General features: G+C 66.2%; 10 protein-coding genes. 7 read left to right on the top strand and 3 right to left on the bottom strand.

Annotated elements, in window-relative coordinates:
• Window positions 1-104: 104 nt before the first annotated feature.
• Together ACIQ7H_RS19790 and ACIQ7H_RS19795 are read right to left on the bottom strand one after the other, a co-directional pair.
• Window positions 105-2,198, bottom strand: coding sequence for a hypothetical protein (locus tag ACIQ7H_RS19790; RefSeq protein WP_395794773.1), 2,094 nt, complete (start codon window positions 2,196-2,198; stop codon window positions 105-107).
• A gap of 101 nt (window positions 2,199-2,299) precedes the next feature.
• Complete coding sequence (locus tag ACIQ7H_RS19795; protein ID WP_395794775.1) at window positions 2,300-5,170, bottom strand: PHB depolymerase family esterase; 2,871 nt, start codon at window positions 5,168-5,170, stop codon at window positions 2,300-2,302.
• 171 nt (window positions 5,171-5,341) lie between these two features.
• On the opposite strand from ACIQ7H_RS19795, the gene ACIQ7H_RS19800 reads away from it, so the two are divergent.
• The 5 genes from ACIQ7H_RS19800 to ACIQ7H_RS19820 all read left to right on the top strand — a co-directional run bounded on the left by ACIQ7H_RS19800 (window position 5,342) and on the right by ACIQ7H_RS19820 (window position 8,450).
• Complete coding sequence (locus ACIQ7H_RS19800) at window positions 5,342-5,773, top strand: GFA family protein (RefSeq protein ID WP_395794777.1); 432 nt, start codon at window positions 5,342-5,344, stop codon at window positions 5,771-5,773.
• Between the two features lie 64 nt (window positions 5,774-5,837).
• On the top strand, window positions 5,838-5,978 hold the full coding sequence (locus ACIQ7H_RS19805; RefSeq protein WP_395794779.1) for a lipoprotein: 141 nt from the start codon (window positions 5,838-5,840) through the stop codon (window positions 5,976-5,978).
• Window positions 5,975-6,829: a diaminopimelate epimerase gene (gene dapF / locus ACIQ7H_RS19810; protein WP_395794781.1), complete on the top strand. Its 855-nt coding sequence runs from the start codon at window positions 5,975-5,977 to the stop codon at window positions 6,827-6,829. Before ACIQ7H_RS19805 ends, dapF begins: the two co-directional genes overlap by 4 nt.
• Entirely contained in the window at window positions 6,826-7,500 is a 675-nt protein-coding gene (locus tag ACIQ7H_RS19815; protein WP_395794783.1) for a DUF484 family protein, read from the top strand. The genes dapF and ACIQ7H_RS19815 overlap by 4 nt, the downstream gene beginning before the upstream one ends.
• 11 nt (window positions 7,501-7,511) lie before the next feature.
• Window positions 7,512-8,450 (top strand): tyrosine recombinase XerC, encoded by a 939-nt coding sequence (locus tag ACIQ7H_RS19820; protein WP_395794785.1) that lies wholly within the window; start codon window positions 7,512-7,514, stop codon window positions 8,448-8,450.
• Window positions 8,451-8,657: 207 nt separating this feature from the next.
• Here ACIQ7H_RS19820 and ACIQ7H_RS19825 read toward each other — a convergent pair whose 3' ends face one another.
• A complete protein-coding gene (locus ACIQ7H_RS19825; RefSeq protein ID WP_395794787.1) occupies window positions 8,658-9,287 on the bottom strand; it encodes an OmpW family protein in 630 nt (209 codons plus the stop codon).
• A gap of 810 nt (window positions 9,288-10,097) precedes the next feature.
• Between ACIQ7H_RS19825 and ACIQ7H_RS19830 the strand changes: the two genes are divergently transcribed.
• Both ACIQ7H_RS19830 and ACIQ7H_RS19835 read left to right on the top strand, forming a co-directional pair.
• Window positions 10,098-12,113, top strand: coding sequence for a proprotein convertase P-domain-containing protein (locus ACIQ7H_RS19830; RefSeq protein WP_395794789.1), 2,016 nt, complete (start codon window positions 10,098-10,100; stop codon window positions 12,111-12,113).
• A gap of 452 nt (window positions 12,114-12,565) precedes the next feature.
• Window positions 12,566-15,970 (top strand): S8 family serine peptidase, encoded by a 3,405-nt coding sequence (locus ACIQ7H_RS19835; RefSeq protein WP_395794791.1) that lies wholly within the window; start codon window positions 12,566-12,568, stop codon window positions 15,968-15,970.
• The last annotated feature ends 789 nt before the right edge of the window (window positions 15,971-16,759 follow it).

Here is a 16,759-nt window from a genome sequence, read left to right on the forward strand (position 1 = left end):
AGGCCTGGCTGGTCGATGTACTCGCCCGCCTGCCGACCACGCGCAACCGCGACATCGACAGCTTGCTGCCGATCGAGGGCTGGGCGCCGATCTGCAACTGAGGCTCAGCACGGCGAGTGGCGAAGCGTTAGGTGGCTTGGGCGGACGCTTACGTCGTAGTGGCTCTCCATTCGCAGCGTCTCGCCCTGCCATTCGCTGTAGACCGGCCGATCACGCCACGGCGCCGGCTGCACCTGTTCGCCGGGGACGTCGACCTCGTGAGTCACCCTGCCTTGCGGATCGCTGGTTGCGAACAGAAAGCTGCGCCAGGCCGGTGTGCTGCGCAAGCCAACGCGTGCAGTGCCGTCGGAGGATTCCAGCCAGCCCGGGCTCAGGCCGGTCGGCGACAGCCACCAACCCTGTACACCGAGGCTGGTGTACACGCTCGACTCGCCCGCGTTCAGCCGCGACTGCACCTGCCATTCACCGACCACCGGATCAGGGTTGAACGGCGCTTCGTGCGGTTCGCCGATGGCGCGCAGGCGTTCGACGCGGAACTCCCAGGTCTGCCACTCACCTCCATTCTCGAACGCCCACAGCTGCATGCCCTGCCACTCGCCCTGCGCGTTCCACTGATGCTGCAGCTGACACTGCGGGTCAAAGCCTTCCGCCGCGAGGCTGCAGCCTGATCCACCCTGCAGCTCGATGCGGGCGGCCTGCAGCCGACGCGCATCGACGCCGGGCAGCGGCAGCTCGATGTGCAGAAACGCTGGAATGGAGCCGTCACCGCTGCCGCTGCTCTCCAGTGGACGCGGCCGGCCGAGCAGGAATTGCCGCTGCTGCGCCTGCATCTGCCCGAGGTCGAACCCACAGCCCGGCGGCAGCGGCACGTTCAAATCGAGTGGCCAGGCATCGACGGTGACCTGTGCCAGCTGCACGTCGAGCAGCCGCGCAAGCTGCCAGCCGCTCAGTCCGAACATCCGGAAGCTGGTGTCGATACCCGGGTGGGGCTGCGGGCACTGCACGGGCATGCGATCGGTGTAGTCGACCGGCTGGTTGAGCGAGTAATTGCGATGACCGTAGCTGCCGCTGTTGCTGGCGCTTACACCGAGCTGACTGCGCCGCCACGGCAGCTGCAGCTGCTCTGGCCCCGACGGCCCCTGGCGCGCGAGCTCCAGGCCGAACAGGCCGTCGGTGCGCACGCTGTCTGCGCTCGCCGCGCGCCGCAGCGGCAGACGGCCCTCGGTGTTCGACTCCAGCGGCCGCGCGCTGTGCACCAGCAGCATCTCCTGCATGCTCTCGAGGTGGTAGTCGGACGTCAGGCTTTCGAGCCAGGCATGGGTGGACGGATCCAGCAGCGCCGCATAGGCGCTCTTGACGCCGGGCGGCAGACAGCAGCCGTCGCGATGGAAGAACTCAAGCACTGCGGCGCTGCGCAGCACCTGTTGGGGGTCCAGGGCGTTGGCGTGCGACAGCGCCTCCGCCGTGCTGTGCTCGACCGCGAAGCCTGCGCGCTGCATCAGCGCGAACGCGGCGGTCGACAGCGCATTGAGATCGAGGTGGGGCGGGTGGAGCGTGCCAGCACGGATCGCGCCAGCGTTGTGCAACAGCGCGCGCAGCTCGACGCTTTGGCCGCGGGAGTTGATACCGGTCGCCGATACCCAGACCAGGGTCGCGTCGGCGATTGCGGCCGGCAGCTCAAGCTGGGCGAGCGCCGTGGGGCCGACCACCTCGGCCGTTGCAACGGTCTCGTCGCCGGCATGAAGTTGCAGCTGCAGCGGGATGTCGAACGGCACCTGCACCTGCACCAGCAGCGGTAGCCCGGGTACGGGAGGAGGCAGCACGGTCAGGTCGAGCTGAACGGCGAAGGTGTAGCCGCCTTGGCGCTCGATCTGGACCCAGAAGCTGTCCAGGCCTTCGGCCCCCCAGCCCGGGATGTAGTACAGGCGATTTTTCTTGATCACCGCGGCGCCCATCTGCGGGCGATCAACGCTGTGCAGGCTGAGGCCCTTCTCGTCGGTTCTGAGGTCGGCGATCACATCGATTTCCAGCGATTGCCCCAGCTGCACGCTGTAGGACAGCGGCGGTATGGGCGCCGGACGGTACTTGCTGCCCGGCGCCTGTGCCCAGCCGGTGTGCACTACGGAGATAAGAAGCAGCAGCGAAAGCAGCAGGATCTGGCGATAGCGGCACATGTCGTTCTCGATCGGTTCGTTCATGCCCGTGAAGCCGGGCGCGGCGAACTATTCCAGAGAGGACGGGTGCTGTCGAACCCTGCCAGCACGCGGGCGAGGACATCGCCCGCGTGCGCCGGCGGCAGTCAGTCCGGTTGGCGGTACTCGATCCTCAGCGTCGCCTGGGTGCCGCTGCCGATCCACAGGTAGCGGGTGGCGGTCGGGTTGGATTCAAAGCGCAATCGCAGCTGGGTACGGCCGCTGCGGTTGATGGCGCTGAGCGCGGTGGATGCAAACGGCGTGCTGTCCTGCGTTCCGCTGGTGAAGCGTGGCACTTCGGCCACGGCATCCAGGGTGCTGGCGGCGTCGTGATCGCTGGCGAGCAGACCGCAGTCACCGCCGAAGCAGCCGCTGCGGAGGTCGATCAGCAGGCGGTTGCCGCTGGGGCTGGCCCACGGATCACCCGAATTGCCGCGGTGGGTGATCGTCAGCGTGGCTGCAAGGATCTCGGCATCGTCCGGCAGGGCTGAGGTGTCGAACGACAGCAGGGCGCGGTTGTGTTTCGAATCGCTGCCGCGGCTGATCGCCAGCCCGTAGCTGGCTTCCAGCGCGCCGACTTCAGCGCTGCCGCCGGTAGCGCTGGCCTTGGTATAGCCATCTTCCGTGCCCACGCTGCCGAGGCTCAGCAGCTGGCTGCCGCCGCCGATGGGTGAATTGTTCACCGCTACCGTGGTGTCGGCGTCGCTGCCGATGTTGCCGGCGGCGTCCAGCGCGCGCGCCATCAGCGCGTAGCTGCCGTTGGCAACGCTGCCGATGTTCCAGCTGAAGGTGTAAGGCGCGCTGCTGTCCTCGCCGAGCAGGCTGCCGTTGGCGAAGAACTGCACCCGCGTCACCGCGATGTTGTCGCTGGCACTCGCCGCAAGCTGCACGCTGCCGGCCAGCGTGCTGCCGTTGGATGGCGAGTCGAGGTTGACCGTCGGCGCGACGGTGTCGGCGGCCTGCTGGGCGTTATCGATGCGGATGTCATCGATGTTGGCCCGCGCCCAGGCTTCGATGCACACATTCGCGTTGGCGCCCACTTCGAAGCGCAGGCTCACCGTCTGCCCGCCCCAGGCGCTGAGGTCGATACCCGCGCGGCGCACCCAGTCCGCCTCGATCGCATTGCCGTAGCTCACGACACGCTCGTCGACACTGGTGCCATTGATGCTGACCCGGAAGTAGGCGCTGTAGCTGGCACTGGTGCTGGCTTTGAGATCCAGCAGCCGTGCATAGCTCAGCCGTGGCGCGCTGCCCAGGCTCAGGCTGCGACTGAAGCTCTGCGTGCGCAGCCCGGTGGCGCAGCTGACACCGGAACTCGCGGCACCGAAGGCCGACTGGCTGCCGCCGGTGCCGACCGTGGCATTGGCCGCATCTGCGACGAAGCCGCCGCTCCAGCCGCTGCTGTCGGCGAAGTCGCCGTTGCCATCGCGATCGCCGAAGGTCTCATCCAGCGCCGGAATGTTCTGGCTCACGCTGATCGTGCGTGCCGCGCTGGTGGCGGAATTACCCGCTGCGTCGAAGGCGCGCGCGCTGATCGCGTAGCTGCCTTCGGCGACACTGGCGCTGTTCCAGTTCAGGCTCCACGGCGCTGCGCTGACACTGCCGATGACGCTGCCGTCGAGCAGGAACTGCACGCCGCTGACACCGAAATCGTCATTCGCCTGCGCGCTCAGGCTCACGCTGCCGGATAGCACTGCGCCTGCGGTCGGGAACACCAGACTGATGCTGGGCGGCGTGGTGTCGCTCAAGCCGCCGCTGACCGTCACGCTGACCACAGCCGAGCTGCCGCCATTGCCGACCAGATCCAGCGCACGGGCCTGCAGGCTGTGGCTGCCATTGACGCTGAGCGCGCTGTTCCAGCTGATCGAGTACGGCGCGCTGGCATCACTGCCGAGCAGGGCGCCGTCGAGGAGAAACTCGACCCGCTCGATGCCGATGTTGTCATTGGCGCTCGCACTGACTGTCACCGTGCCGTTGACGCTGCTGCCTGCGGTCGGTGCGGTCAGGCTGACCGTTGGTGCTTGGCTGTCGAGATTGTCCAGGCCCCAGAAGCGGCCGATCCAGTAGCTGCTGCAGATGTTGGCATCCAGCACATAGGCGCCGGCCGTGCCGCATTGGGTCTCCGCGCTGCCCGGGTCTACCGGGGTGCCGTGGCCCATTCCGGTGACGCTGATGGTTTCGACCACGTTGCGGCCGCTGCTGTCGCGGTAGACCTTGCGCGGGTAGCCGAGCAGGCTGTCCTCGACATCGGCGATCTGATCGACGCCGTGCACATTCGTCCACTGCTGCACCGCCTCGGTCAGGTTCAGCGGCCGCACGGTGGTGTCGGAGCTGCCGTGCCAGATCGACACCACCGGCCACGGCCCGACATGCGTGCTGGCGGCGCGCACCTTGTCGCCCCACTGCGCGGGGCTCAGGTCGCTGCCCGGATTCATGCACGAGAAGGCCGCACTCGTGCCAACCCCGCAGCGGTAGGGAATGCCGGCGATGATCGCGCCGCCGGTGAAGGCCTCGGGATAGGTCGCCAGCATCACAGCTGCCATCGCGCCGCCTGCGGAGAGCCCGGTAACGTAGCTGCGCGCGGGATCGGTGGCGTGGTCGGTCTGCATGCGCGTGAGCATCTGCCGGATCGACAGTGCCTCGCCGCTGCCGCGGCTGATGTCGCCACTCTCGAACCAGTTGAAGCAGGTGCTGCTGTTATTGCCGCTCTGCTGCTGCGGCAGCAGCAGGGCGAACTTCCAGCGGTTGGCCAGCAGCACCCAGCCGGTTTCGGCATCGTAGGACGCAGCCGACTGCGCGCAGCCGTGCAGGGCGACCACCAGCGGCGCATTGGCGGGCAGCCCGGCTGGAATGATCTTGAACATTTTCAGATTGCCGGGGTTGCTGCCGAAGCCGGTGACTTCGGTCAGGGTCTGCGCCCGCGCAGGTGTCAGCATCAGCAGGGCGGCCAGCGCCGCCCACTTCACGATCGACTTCATCGCAGTCTCTCCCCATGGCCTGCCGCGTCAGTGCGCGGCAGATCCGACGGCGTTCTCCAACGCCCGATGTCGCCGCGGATCGCGGCGACGCAGTTCCCGTCGCCATTGGCGCATGCGCGGCGACGGCCAACCATTGGCCCTTGGGGCAAGCTGCACTGCAGCAGTAGGCTGTTGCCCCCACCGACCGATGCGCTCGCCATGAAGCCAAGCCTGATCACCCACACCGGCGGCTGCCACTGCGGCGCCGTGCGTTTCGAAGTCGATGCGCCGGCCGATATCGAGGCATTGGACTGCAACTGCTCGCTGTGTGCGATGAGCGGCTTTCTGCATCTGATCGTGCCGGCCACGCAGTTCCGTCTGATGAGCGATCCGGCGGCGCTGTCGGAGTACCGGTTCGGCACCGGCACCGCACGCCATCTGTTCTGCCGCGTCTGCGGGGTCAAGAGCTACTACGTGCCGCGCTCGAACCCCGATGGCTTCGACATCAATGTGCGCTGTCTCGATCCCTCAACCCGCACGGGTCTGACGGTGACAACCTTCGACGGCCGCGCCGATTGGGAGGCCCAGGCCGCCAGCATCAGCCATCTGAGCGTCAGCGCCTGAACGCGTGGCGCGGGCGGCGCGCCTATACTTCTGCGCCATGAACAGACCCACTTCGCAACGCCCGATGTTCCAACTCGCCCTCGCACTCGGCCTCGGGCTGCTGCTCAGCGCCTGCGGCAACCGCGGTGCGCTGGTACTGCCCGAAGAGGCGCCGCCGCCGATGCCGGCCAAGGCCGAACCCGCTGCGGCTGCGGAGCGCGGATGAACCCGCACGCCGCCCTGCGCGGCCTGCGCTTCACCAAGATGCACGGCGCGGGCAACGACTTCGTGCTCATCGACGGTCGCCCAGGCTTGCCCGAGCTGAGCGCAGATGCGATCCGCTGGATCGCCGATCGCCGCACCGGGGTTGGCTTCGATCAACTGCTGAGCATCGAGCCGCCGCGCAATGCCGATTCGGTCCTGTACTACGGCATCTGGAACACCGACGGCAGCACCGCCGCGCAGTGTGGCAACGGCGCGCGCTGTGTGGCTGCATGGGCCGTGCGCGCCGGCATGACCGCGGCCGGCAGCTTCCGCATCGACAGCCCCAGCGGCGCAGTCGAGGTATACGTGCATGCGCCGGACGACATCGAGGTCAGCCTCGGCGTGCCGGACTTCCGCGCCAAAGCCCTGCCTGCGATCGGCGTCGGTGCGCCCGATGGCGTGATCGAGCACGCGGGCCAAGTGCATGCCTTCCGCGGGGTGTCGATGGGCAACCCGCACGCCCTGATCGAAGTGGCCGAGCTTGATCACGCACCGGTCGCAGCAATCGGCGCCGCGCTGCAGGTCGACCGGCGCTTTCCCGACAGCGTCAACGTCGGTTTCGCCAGCGTGCTGTCGCCAGCGCATATCCGCCTGCGCGTGTATGAGCGCGGCGTCGGCGAGACGCTTGCCTGCGGCAGTGGCGCCTGCGCGGCGGTCGCGGTGCTGCACGCACGCGGTCGGGTGGATGCACGCAGCGGCGTCAGCGTCGATCTGCCCGGCGGGCGTCTGCAGATTCATTGGGACGGCCCCGGTGATGCGGTGCGCATGCGTGGGCCCGCCGTGTTCGTGTTCGAAGGAGAGTTCTGCCCATGACCGATTCAACCCCTGCGCCCGAGGCCGAAGCCGTCGCCACGTACCTGCGAGCGCATCCGGAATTTCTGCAGCTGCACCCGGAGCTGGCCGCCAGCCTGGCGATCCCGCGTGAAGCCGGCGCGGCGACCTCACTCACCGCGTATCAACTCGAGGTGCTGCGCGACAAGAACCGCGAACTCAGCCGTCGCCTGCAGGAGCTCTACGCCACCGCGCAGGAGAACGAGCGCCTGACCCTGCGCACTCAGCAGTTGACCCTGGCCCTGCTGCGCGCGGGCACGCCACTGGCCGCGCTGCAGGCGCTGGTGGCGAGCCTCATCGAGGATTTTCACAGCGATCTGGTGCGGGTGCTGCTGATCGCACAGAACTTTGAACTGCCCGGCGCCGAATGGCTGATCGAGCGGTCGCCGCAGGCGCCGGAGCTGGTGCAGTTCGCGGAGTTCCTCCGCTCGGCCGAACCGCTGTGCGGCCGGCTGGCGCCGCAGAAGATGGAGTTCCTGTTCGGCGCCAAGGCGGCCGCGGTGCAGAGCTGTGCGCTGATCCAGCTGCCCGCGCGCGGCCTGTTGGCGATCGGTTCGCGCGAGCCCAACCGCTTCTATCCGGGCATGGGCACGCTGTTCCTGCGCATGATGGGCGAAGCCCTCGGCGCGGCGCTGTCGCGGCATCCGGGCTGATCGGCGCCGACATGCCGCGCCCGCGCGCAACTGCCGAACCCGTAGCGCCTGCGCCTGCGCTGGTGGCCGAGGTCGAGGCGTGGCTGGGCGCGCTGCAGGTGGAACGTGGCCTGTCGGCGCATACGCTGTCGGCCTACCGTGCCGATACGGCGGCGTTATTGGCGTGGTGCGGCGGCCGCGGCGTGCAGGCGTTTTCCGCGCTGGACGCCGAAGACCTGCGCGTGTTCCTGGCCCAGGCACACCGCAGCGGCCTGGCGCCACACAGCCTTCAGCGTCGACTTTCAGCCTGCCGTGGACTGTTCCGGCATCTGTTGAAACATGGCCGCATTGAACGCGATCCAAGCGTCGGCGTGCGCGGGCCCAAGGCCGGTCGCAAATTGCCGCAGGTGCTGGATGCCGACGAGGCCGTGGCTCTGGTTGAGCTGCCGGCCACCGACCCGCGTTCGATCCGCGACCGCGCCATGCTGGAGCTGTTCTATTCCTCCGGCCTGCGCCTGTCCGAACTGTGCGGGCTGCGCTGGACCGATCTGGATCTTGAAGACGGCAGCGCCCGCGTGCTCGGCAAGGGCCGCAAGACCCGGCTGGTGCCGGTCGGTTCGCAGGCCGTGGCTGCGCTTCGCCAGTTGCGCGCGCTGGGCATGACGCCCGAGGGGCCGGTGTTTCAGGGTCGCAACGGCGTCGCGATCGCGCCGCGCACGGTTCAGCAGCGGATCAAACAGGCCGCGCAGCAGCAGGGACTCTGGAAACGCGTGCATCCGCATCTGCTGCGGCATTCCTGTGCCAGCCACCTGCTGGAATCCTCGGCCGATCTGCGCGGCGTGCAGGAGCTGCTCGGCCACGCCGACATCGCCACCACCCAGATCTACACCCATCTCGATTTCCAGCACCTGGCCAAGGTGTATGACAGCGCGCATCCGCGGGCGCGTCGCCGCAGCGAGCCGTCGGGCTGACCGTACCGTCCCGGCCTTGAGCGCACAGCGCCTCCGCAGCCTTCGCGCACAAAAACCGGCCCGCGCTTGGAAACGCGGGCCGGTCGGGGGCGGGTTGAGGCTGCGATTTCGCGGATGTCGTCCGAGTTGGTGGAAGCTTTGCCGTTGTCAGCTCGGGCAAGTCCCCGGCAGCGGCGGCGTTGGGGGCGCCACCGAGCGACGGATCGATCAGAAGCGGTAGCCGAAGGTCAGCCCGTAGACCATCGGATCGACGTTCACCGTGCCCACCTTGGCGCCGTTGACCTTCACGTCGGCATCGATGTCGAGGTAGCGGGCGTCGAGCACGAGATCCCAGCGGTCGCTGAGCTTCACCAGCAGGCCGGCCTGAGCGGCCACTCCGAACGAGTTGTCGATACCGATCTTGGTGCCGGCGACCGGGCCACCGGTGACCGGCTCTTCGTCATAGACCAAGGTGTAGTTCAGGCCCGCACCGACAAAGGGGTTCACCTTGGATTCCGGCGCGAAGTACCACTGCAGGCTCAAGGTCGGCGGCAGGTGCTTGAAGTCGACTGCTTCTGCGCCGTTGAGGCGAGCCGTGTGGGTGAACGGGGTTGCTGCCAGCAACTCGATGGCGAGATTCGGGCTCAGGTGACGGCCGAGGATCAGGCCGAGCTGGGTGTCGTTGTCGATGTCCGCCGACAGCGCACCGTTGGCCAGCGCGCCGTTGTCGGACTTCGGGCTCACCGTGACGGCGCCGACGCGTACGAACCAGTCGTTGGCCTGCGCGGGCACGGCGGCCAAGCTCAGGGCAACAGCGGCGAACAACGGGGCGATTACCGGGACGATTCGGGACTTCATGGGACGATTCTCCTAGGAGGGCAGGTGATTTCGGGCATTGGTTGATGCCTCTGGGGACAGAGTCTGAGCGTCCTTGCGCCGACCTCACTTGATCATTGTCAACAGCGCCCTGCGGTCGAGGTCGAATGCCCTGCAGTACGCCTTGTATGCCCGCTCAGTGCCGGGATTTGATGCCGCTTATACCGTAAGGCTGTTGAACATTCCAGCTTGGCCGGGTGCGCCTCGGAACGGGGTGATTGGGGCGCATTGGCGAAGGTGTCTCCGAGTCGGGCCATCGCTGAAAACGTGATCGGCGCCGCGCTGCAACGCCCCTTGACCACCCACCGCCACGATTGCTAGCGTCCCCGCGCTGCTGTCGGAGTAGCCGTCTCGTCAGGTCGCCATGCGCCGCGTGCGGCGACAGCAGCAGGTGCCGGGCCGTAGCCCTGCGTGCGGGTCTTCTTCGGAGGCTCCGCAGTGGAACAGGGGCGGCAGGATCAAGCGGCTGGGGGGCTGGCTGATCCAGAGCAACGCACGGCCCAAGGGGGCCGTGCCCGGCCTTGCCAGCGGCGATGTCTTCGAACTGCTGCAGGTCACGCTGATCAGGCGCGTCCAGCGACGCTCCGGTCTGAAGAATCTGCAAGAGGGCCGTCAGCGGAGATTGCATTCATACATGGGTGGCCGGAGAGTGAGTTCCAGCCGCAGAACCATTCGGACTCCGGCTGGCAGCGTCCAACCGGACCGACAACGCCGCGCATTGATCGGGGGGTCGGTGTGCGGCATCCAACGGGCGCCGTCCGCGCGCCCTCATGCTGTACCGGGGAGTGAACCATGCGAAACACGATCAAGCTGCTCTGCCTTGGGATTGCTTTTGCGCTGCCTGCCGCCCAGGCGACGGCCAGTGATACGTTCATGCTGCCTGCGCCGGATCTCGCCAAGCTTCAGCTGGAGGACAGCAAAAGCGGCGGTGCCTACCGCTACGGCATCCAGATTCCAGTCGAGGGCTTCAGCTTCGACGGACGCAACCTTGCGAAATCACGCTGGCAGTCTGCTGGTGCCGGCCTGCAGAAGTTCAGCTGGGACATCGCCGCGCCTGGTGCCCGCACCCTCGATTTTCACTTCAGCCGTCTGGTGCTGCCGGAAGGCGCCACGCTGACCCTCCGTGGCGAGGGCAAGGACAATGTGCGCAAATTCACGGCCGCCGACCTCAGCGGCGGCGAAGGCTTCTGGGCACCGTATATCGCCGGCGAGAAAGTCAGCATCGAACTGCTGGTGCCGGCCAAGTTGCGCAGCCAGGCGCGGGTCGAGCTGGCATCGGTCACCCATGGCTATCGGGGCCTGTTCGAGTCGGCCGATGCGCTGCAGAAGTCAGGCAGCTGCAATGTCGACGTGGTCTGCCCGGCGGGTGCCGCTTGGACCAACGAGATCGACTCGGTCGGCCACTACACCTTCAGCCAGGGCGGCAGCTCCTATGTCTGCACGGGCTCGCTGGTGGCCAACGCAGCCGGCACCACGGTGCCCTATTTCCTCACCGCCAATCACTGCTTGAGCACCGCCACCGTGGCGTCTACGGTGGTGGTGTATTGGAACTATCAGAGCGCGACCTGTCGCACGCCGGGCTCCAGCGCCTCGGGCTCGCCGCTGTCCAAGACCATCGCAACCCACACCCAGTCGGGCGCAAGTCTCGTCGCGACCAATGCGGCCAGCGACTTCGCGCTGCTGCGTTTGAACGCGGATGTTCCGACCGCGTCCAATCCGTTCTGGAGTGGCTGGGATGCCAGCGGCGCCACACCGAGTTCGGCGGCCGGCATCCATCATCCCGCCGGCCACGAAATGCGCATCGCCATCGAAGACCAGGCTCTGACCACCAGCGCCTACGGCGGCGGCAGTGGCAGCACGCATTGGCGCGTCAACGACTGGGACCAGGGCACCACCGAAGGCGGCTCGTCGGGCTCGGGCCTGTGGAACCAGAACAAGCGTCTGGTCGGCCAGCTGCACGGCGGCTCAGCGGCTTGCGGCAACAATCTGTCCGACTATTACGGACGGCTGTCGGTCTCATGGACCGGAGGCGGCAGCGCAGCCACCCGCCTGCGCGATTGGCTGGATCCCGCCAACAGCGGTCAGACCGCTATCGCCGGCTACCGTAGCGGCACAACACCGCCGCCCCCGCCGCCGCCGACCGGCACGCTGACCAATGGCGTTGCTGTGACCGGCTTGAGTGCATCGGCCAACGGCGAGCTGCGCTACACCCTCAGCGTGCCTGCAGGTGCCAGCGCGCTGAGTTTCGTCACCTCGGGCGGCACCGGTGATGGCGATCTTTACGTGCGTTTCGGCAGCGCCCCCACCACCACCACCTATGACTGCCGCCCGTACCAGAGCGGGAACGCTGAAACCTGCAGCTTCGCCACGCCGCAGGCCGGCACGTATCACGTGATGGTGCGCGCGTTCTCGGCAATCTCCGGCGTCAGCCTGATCGGCAGCTACACCAGCGGAGGCGGCGGCTCACCCAGCTTCTTCGAGAACATCGCCGACTTCGCCATCAACGACAACGCCACGGTCGAAAGCCCGATCACCGTCAGCGGCCGCAGCGGCAACGCACCAGCGAGCCTGCAGGTGGCGGTGCGCATCCTGCACACCTACAAGGGGGATCTGAAAGTCGATCTGGTGGCGCCCAACGGCACCGTGTACGTCCTGCACAACCGCTCCGGCGGCAGCACCGATAACGTCATCGGCACCTTCACCGTCAACGCTTCCGCGGTCGCGGCGAATGGCGTCTGGAAACTGCGGGTGAACGATAACGCTGCTGGCGATACCGGCACGATTGATAGTTGGAGCTTGCAGTTCTGACGGCTCTGCCCCGTGCGAGCGCCTTTAGGTACTCGCACGGGGCGAGACTCGCTGTTCATTGTTCACAGAACGTTTGAATACAGCGCCGACATCGGAGTGACGCCATTGAACGAGTGCCCTGCATCTGTCCGATCAACGAATCCTATCCTTCGCCTTGCGATAGCCCGGCGGCCTGTGGGGCGATGCCAGGAGTACAGGCGAACGTTTGCTGCCGCGGTCGAAAAAAGCCTGGGTCAACCGATCTATCGTTCCGGCGGCCGCACCCTGTCAGCCGCACCTGCGTTGCGTGTCGGATCCTTCTTTACGACCCCGCAACGGTCCGATGTGTGCGGGCATCCAATCAACGTTGCGGCAGGTTGACAGCGGGGATCAACAGCCGTAGACAATACTCGGTGGGTGATCGCTGAGCGGCGCGCGCGGCGCGCGCTGACAGACCAATCGGGAGAAGATTCATGGGTTCGATTCTAGGCACTAGCGGCCTCCGCGTTACTGCGCTTGCTTCTGCCATCTTCGCATGCGGCATCGGAGCCACCTCGACGACAGCGCAGGCTGCCGGCTTTGCTCAGCAGGCCGTCGTGGGGTCGGATGACTCGACCACGATGGCGTTGAACGCGGACGTATTCATCGTGCAGTTCGACGAACCACCGCTGGCGATGTATCGCGGCACGACAGACGGTCTGAGCGCCCCCGAGGTTCTGCGCGGCGGTCTGCGCGAAGGCCGCGTCGACGTCAAGGGTGCTGCCAGTCAGGCGTATGTCGAGCACATTCAGGAACTGCAGGCTGACTATCGCGCGAACATGTCGCACCTGCTGGGTCGCGAGCCGCAATTGATGGCGACGATGCAGCATGCATTCAACGGCATCATCGTGCGCTTGCGGCCGGGCGAAGCGGAGAGAGTGCGCGCCATGCCGGGCGTGTCTCGCGTGGAAGGCTACTCCGAGTATTTCACGAGCTCAGACCGCGGCCCCGATCTGATCGGCGCACCGCTCCTGTGGTCGGGCGGTGTGATTGGCGACTCGCTGCTCGCCAGCGGGTTCGAGGCTGGTGAAACCCCGCCCTTGCTTGTGGGAGGCAACCGCGCCGAGGGAATCGTCATCGGCGTCATCGACGGCGGCATCAACTTTGACAGCCCTTCCTATGCCGCAACCGCAGCAGATGGGTATGTGCACATCAACCCGCTGGCTCCTGGAACGTCGCTTGGCACTTGCCTTTCCGGCGGCCTCGACGCCGGCTTGTGCAACGACAAACTGATTGGCGCCTACGATTTCGCGTTCCCGCTCGCTTGCCCGACCGGTACGTGCGCGGCAAACATCCTGGAAAATCCCGGTGTCGAAGATCTTGATGGGCACGGTAGCCACACTTCGAGCACCGCAGCGGGCAACGCGGTTGTCGCATCGTTCCGTGGCAACCAGATTTCGATTTCCGGCGTCGCTCCGCGCGCCAACATCATCGCTTACGACACCTGCTGGTTCAACACGACCGCCAACAACGGGCCTTGCGGAGGCCCCGCGGTGGTGCAGGCGGTGAACCAAGCGGTCGCCGACGGTGTCGTAGACGTAATCAACTACTCGATCAGCGGTGGCACCCAGCCGTGGACGGACACCCTCTCGCAGGCATTCCTCGCCGCTCACGAAGCAGGTATCTATGTGGCGGCGGCGGCGGGCAACGCCGGACCCGGACCGAGCACTACCAGTCATGCAACGCCTTGGGTCACCACGGTGGGCGCGTCGACGCATAGCCGCGGTACCATCGGGTTCTTCATCAGTGCGAACGGTCCAGGCACCCCGCCTGCCGCAACGCAGAACATTCTGATGAATCTGGGCACCGCCGGCACGGAGATCGCCGCAACTATTGCGCCGACGACCTCACTCATCACCAGTCCGGCATTCCTGGCCAACGTTTCCGTGACCGACGATGGCTGTGTCGCATACCCGGCGGGAACCTTCGCCGGATCAATCGCGCTGATCCGACGCGGAGGTTGCCAATTCGCGATCAAGGCTCAGAACGCGGTTGCGGCTGGCGCGGTTGCCGTCGTGATCGCCAACAACGATCCGAACGCCAATGTGGGCATCATTCCGTCCGGAACGCCACCCGTTGCCGTCCCCGTGTTCGGGATCACACGCGGTCAGGCGGAGGCACTTCGTCAGTTCGACGTCGATTCCACTGGGCCAGTGACGGCGGGAGTTCCGTTTCCCGCCACCCAAGTTGTTGACACGCCTGATGTGATGGCTGGCTTCTCGAGCCGCGGCCCGGCGCTGTTCGATCTGCTCAAGCCCGACGTCACCGCACCGGGCGTTCAGGTACTTGCCGCAGTGTCGGGTGTGTCGTCGGCCTACGGCCTGTTGAGTGGCACCTCGATGGCTAGCCCGCATACGGCCGGCGCGGCGGCATTGCTGCGGAAGGCTCATCCGAGCTGGACACCATCGGAAATCAAGTCGGCATTGGTCATGACCGGCAAGACTGACGCTGTGTTCAAGGAAAATGGCACGACGCCAGCCGATCCGTGGGATCGAGGCGGCGGTCGCATCCAGGTAGCGGCGGCGCAACGCGCCGGCCTGGTGCTCAACGAAACCGGCCTGAACTATCAGAACGCCAATCCAGCAACGCCCACGGGACGTCCGACAACGCTCAACCTCGCGAGCATCCAGAACGGCAACTGCTCGGCGCAGTGCACGTTTACCCGGCGGGTTCGCAGCACCCTTGCAACGAGCGAAACGTGGACCGCCACCGTGGTCGGTGCGCCTGGCACGGTGACACCGGCGACATTCGTCATGGGACCTGGAGATCAGCGCAACATTTCGGTCTCGGTGGATACATCGGCGATCGCGCCAGGTGCCTATGCCTTCGGTGAAGTGGTGCTCACGCCGACCGGTAGTGTGAGTCCGGTGTTGCGGATGCCGGTCGCACTCCGTCGCGGAGTACAGGACATCGATCTCAACCCGACTTCGTTCGCACTGACTGCCGCGACTGGGACCACCGGCACTGCAACGCTCGGCGTTCGCAACACCGGTGGAGATCCCTTGACGTGGGCCATCCCCGCCACCGGGTCATTGACGGTGCCGCTGATGTCGCAGTCCAGCCAGAACAACAATGGTTTCCTGTCGTCGTTCCTTGGCGGTCAGACACCAGCGCCAGTCGGGGCCTACGTTGCCGAGGACGTAGTCACTCTCGCGGATTCGTCAGTGACCACTATCGCTGCGTCGGGGTTTGTTCTGGGCGCGGCTAGTTTCGCGGCTATCAACCCGAGCGCGATCACGTTCAAGATCTACAACTCGTTCGGCGTTCCTGCGGGCAATCCGGAGGCGGGTGCCGCCGGGGAGATCTATTCCTGCAGTCGCACGTTGGCTGGACCGACCAATGGGGGGCTCTCGGTCATTGGAGCGGGTCAACTGCAAACGCTTTCGCTTGACCTGACAGCTGCTGCTGCTGCCGCGTGCCCTGCAGTGCCGACGTTGGCGCCGGGAAGCTATTGGGTCTCGGTGTACGTAACGGTGCCGAACAACGCTACGGGTGGCCGTTGGTTCAACTTCGTGACTCTGGCACCTACCAACAACAACGGCCAGATCATTTCTCCGTCAGGAGTATTGGGCCCCTCAACTTGGACGAGCTTGGCCTCGCAATCGACGTTCGACGGATTTGCAATGACGGTTTCCGGAAATGTCGATTGCTCACTGCCGGCTTGGCTGACGCCCTCGGTGACTGCTGGGACGACGGCGGGTGGAGGATCCACGCCGGTAACGTTGAACATCAACACCGCTGGCTTAGCGGCCGGTGTGTATCGTGCAAATGTCTGCGTGACCAGCAACGATGCGGACGAAGCGTCGCTGCGTGCACCAGTAGTGCTCACTGTGCAGTAAGCGCCTTGGCAATGCGCAATGTGGGGAGGGGGCGGAAACGCCCCCTTTTCTTTTCACGCACTCCGGGCTCACCATTGCGCCGCCTGTGTCAACAGGGCCGACAAAACTCCTCCCGTGTTCCGGGCTTCACTTTACTTCTTGCTGACCCGCTCTTGGCTTGACCGTCCCTGCCTGTGTTCACGTGTGGCTGCGGCCTTTGGCCGCACCAGCCGCGAAGCATGCTTCGCGAGATTTTGGTTCTAGGCTGCTTCGGGAGCCCCAGGCATCGCTGCCCCAAACACTCACCGCGCGAGCGTAGCGAGTGAAGGCGTAGGCGCGCAGCGCCCGAACGGTTCTGCCATGGCGCCCATGTGGCCGGTTTCGGCTGCACAGGTAACGTGGTTCGCGCGGTGCGCGTCCAACCCTTGATTGGCTCGCCGGGCAGGCGGCCCCTGCCTTTGAATCGGGTCCGACGACGCCTATGTCACTCGGGTGCTTCGCAACAACGCGCTGCGCGCTAAGCCTTCACTTCGCCGCTGCGCGGCTCGCTCGGCCAGATCTGGTGGTTGCAAGCCAACCCCATTTCCGACCTCAGGCGCCGCCGGTGTACTTAGCCGAAGGCTCGCTTCACGTCTACGTGGCCTCCTTCCTTGATCAGGTGGTAGCCGGCGCGGGCCAGCTTCGTAAGCGTCCGCCAAAGACACCTACCCCAGCCGTTCGCTCTGTGCTTGGTCTGACGTGCTCACTGGCACCCACCCCTCAATCGGCAGCAGTTGATCGATATCGCGGTTGCGCGTGGTTGGCAGCCGC

This window comes from Aquimonas sp. (assembly GCF_044377145.1).
Lineage (GTDB): Bacteria > Pseudomonadota > Gammaproteobacteria > Xanthomonadales > Xanthomonadaceae > Aquimonas.

Bases quoted from the DNA above. Each gene is read 5' to 3' on its own strand.
- ACIQ7H_RS19790 (WP_395794773.1), bottom strand. From the start codon at position 2,198: ATGAACGAACCGATCGAGAACGACATGTGCCGCTATCGCCAGATCCTG.
- ACIQ7H_RS19795 (WP_395794775.1), bottom strand. From the start codon at position 5,170: ATGAAGTCGATCGTGAAGTGGGCGGCGCTGGCCGCCCTGCTGATGCTG.
- ACIQ7H_RS19805 (WP_395794779.1), top strand. From the start codon at position 5,838: ATGTTCCAACTCGCCCTCGCACTCGGCCTCGGGCTGCTGCTCAGCGCC.
- dapF (WP_395794781.1), top strand. From the start codon at position 5,975: ATGAACCCGCACGCCGCCCTGCGCGGCCTGCGCTTCACCAAGATGCAC.
- ACIQ7H_RS19815 (WP_395794783.1), top strand. From the start codon at position 6,826: ATGACCGATTCAACCCCTGCGCCCGAGGCCGAAGCCGTCGCCACGTAC.
- ACIQ7H_RS19820 (WP_395794785.1), top strand. From the start codon at position 7,512: ATGCCGCGCCCGCGCGCAACTGCCGAACCCGTAGCGCCTGCGCCTGCG.
- ACIQ7H_RS19825 (WP_395794787.1), bottom strand. From the start codon at position 9,287: ATGAAGTCCCGAATCGTCCCGGTAATCGCCCCGTTGTTCGCCGCTGTT.
- ACIQ7H_RS19830 (WP_395794789.1), top strand. From the start codon at position 10,098: ATGCGAAACACGATCAAGCTGCTCTGCCTTGGGATTGCTTTTGCGCTG.
- ACIQ7H_RS19835 (WP_395794791.1), top strand. From the start codon at position 12,566: ATGGGTTCGATTCTAGGCACTAGCGGCCTCCGCGTTACTGCGCTTGCT.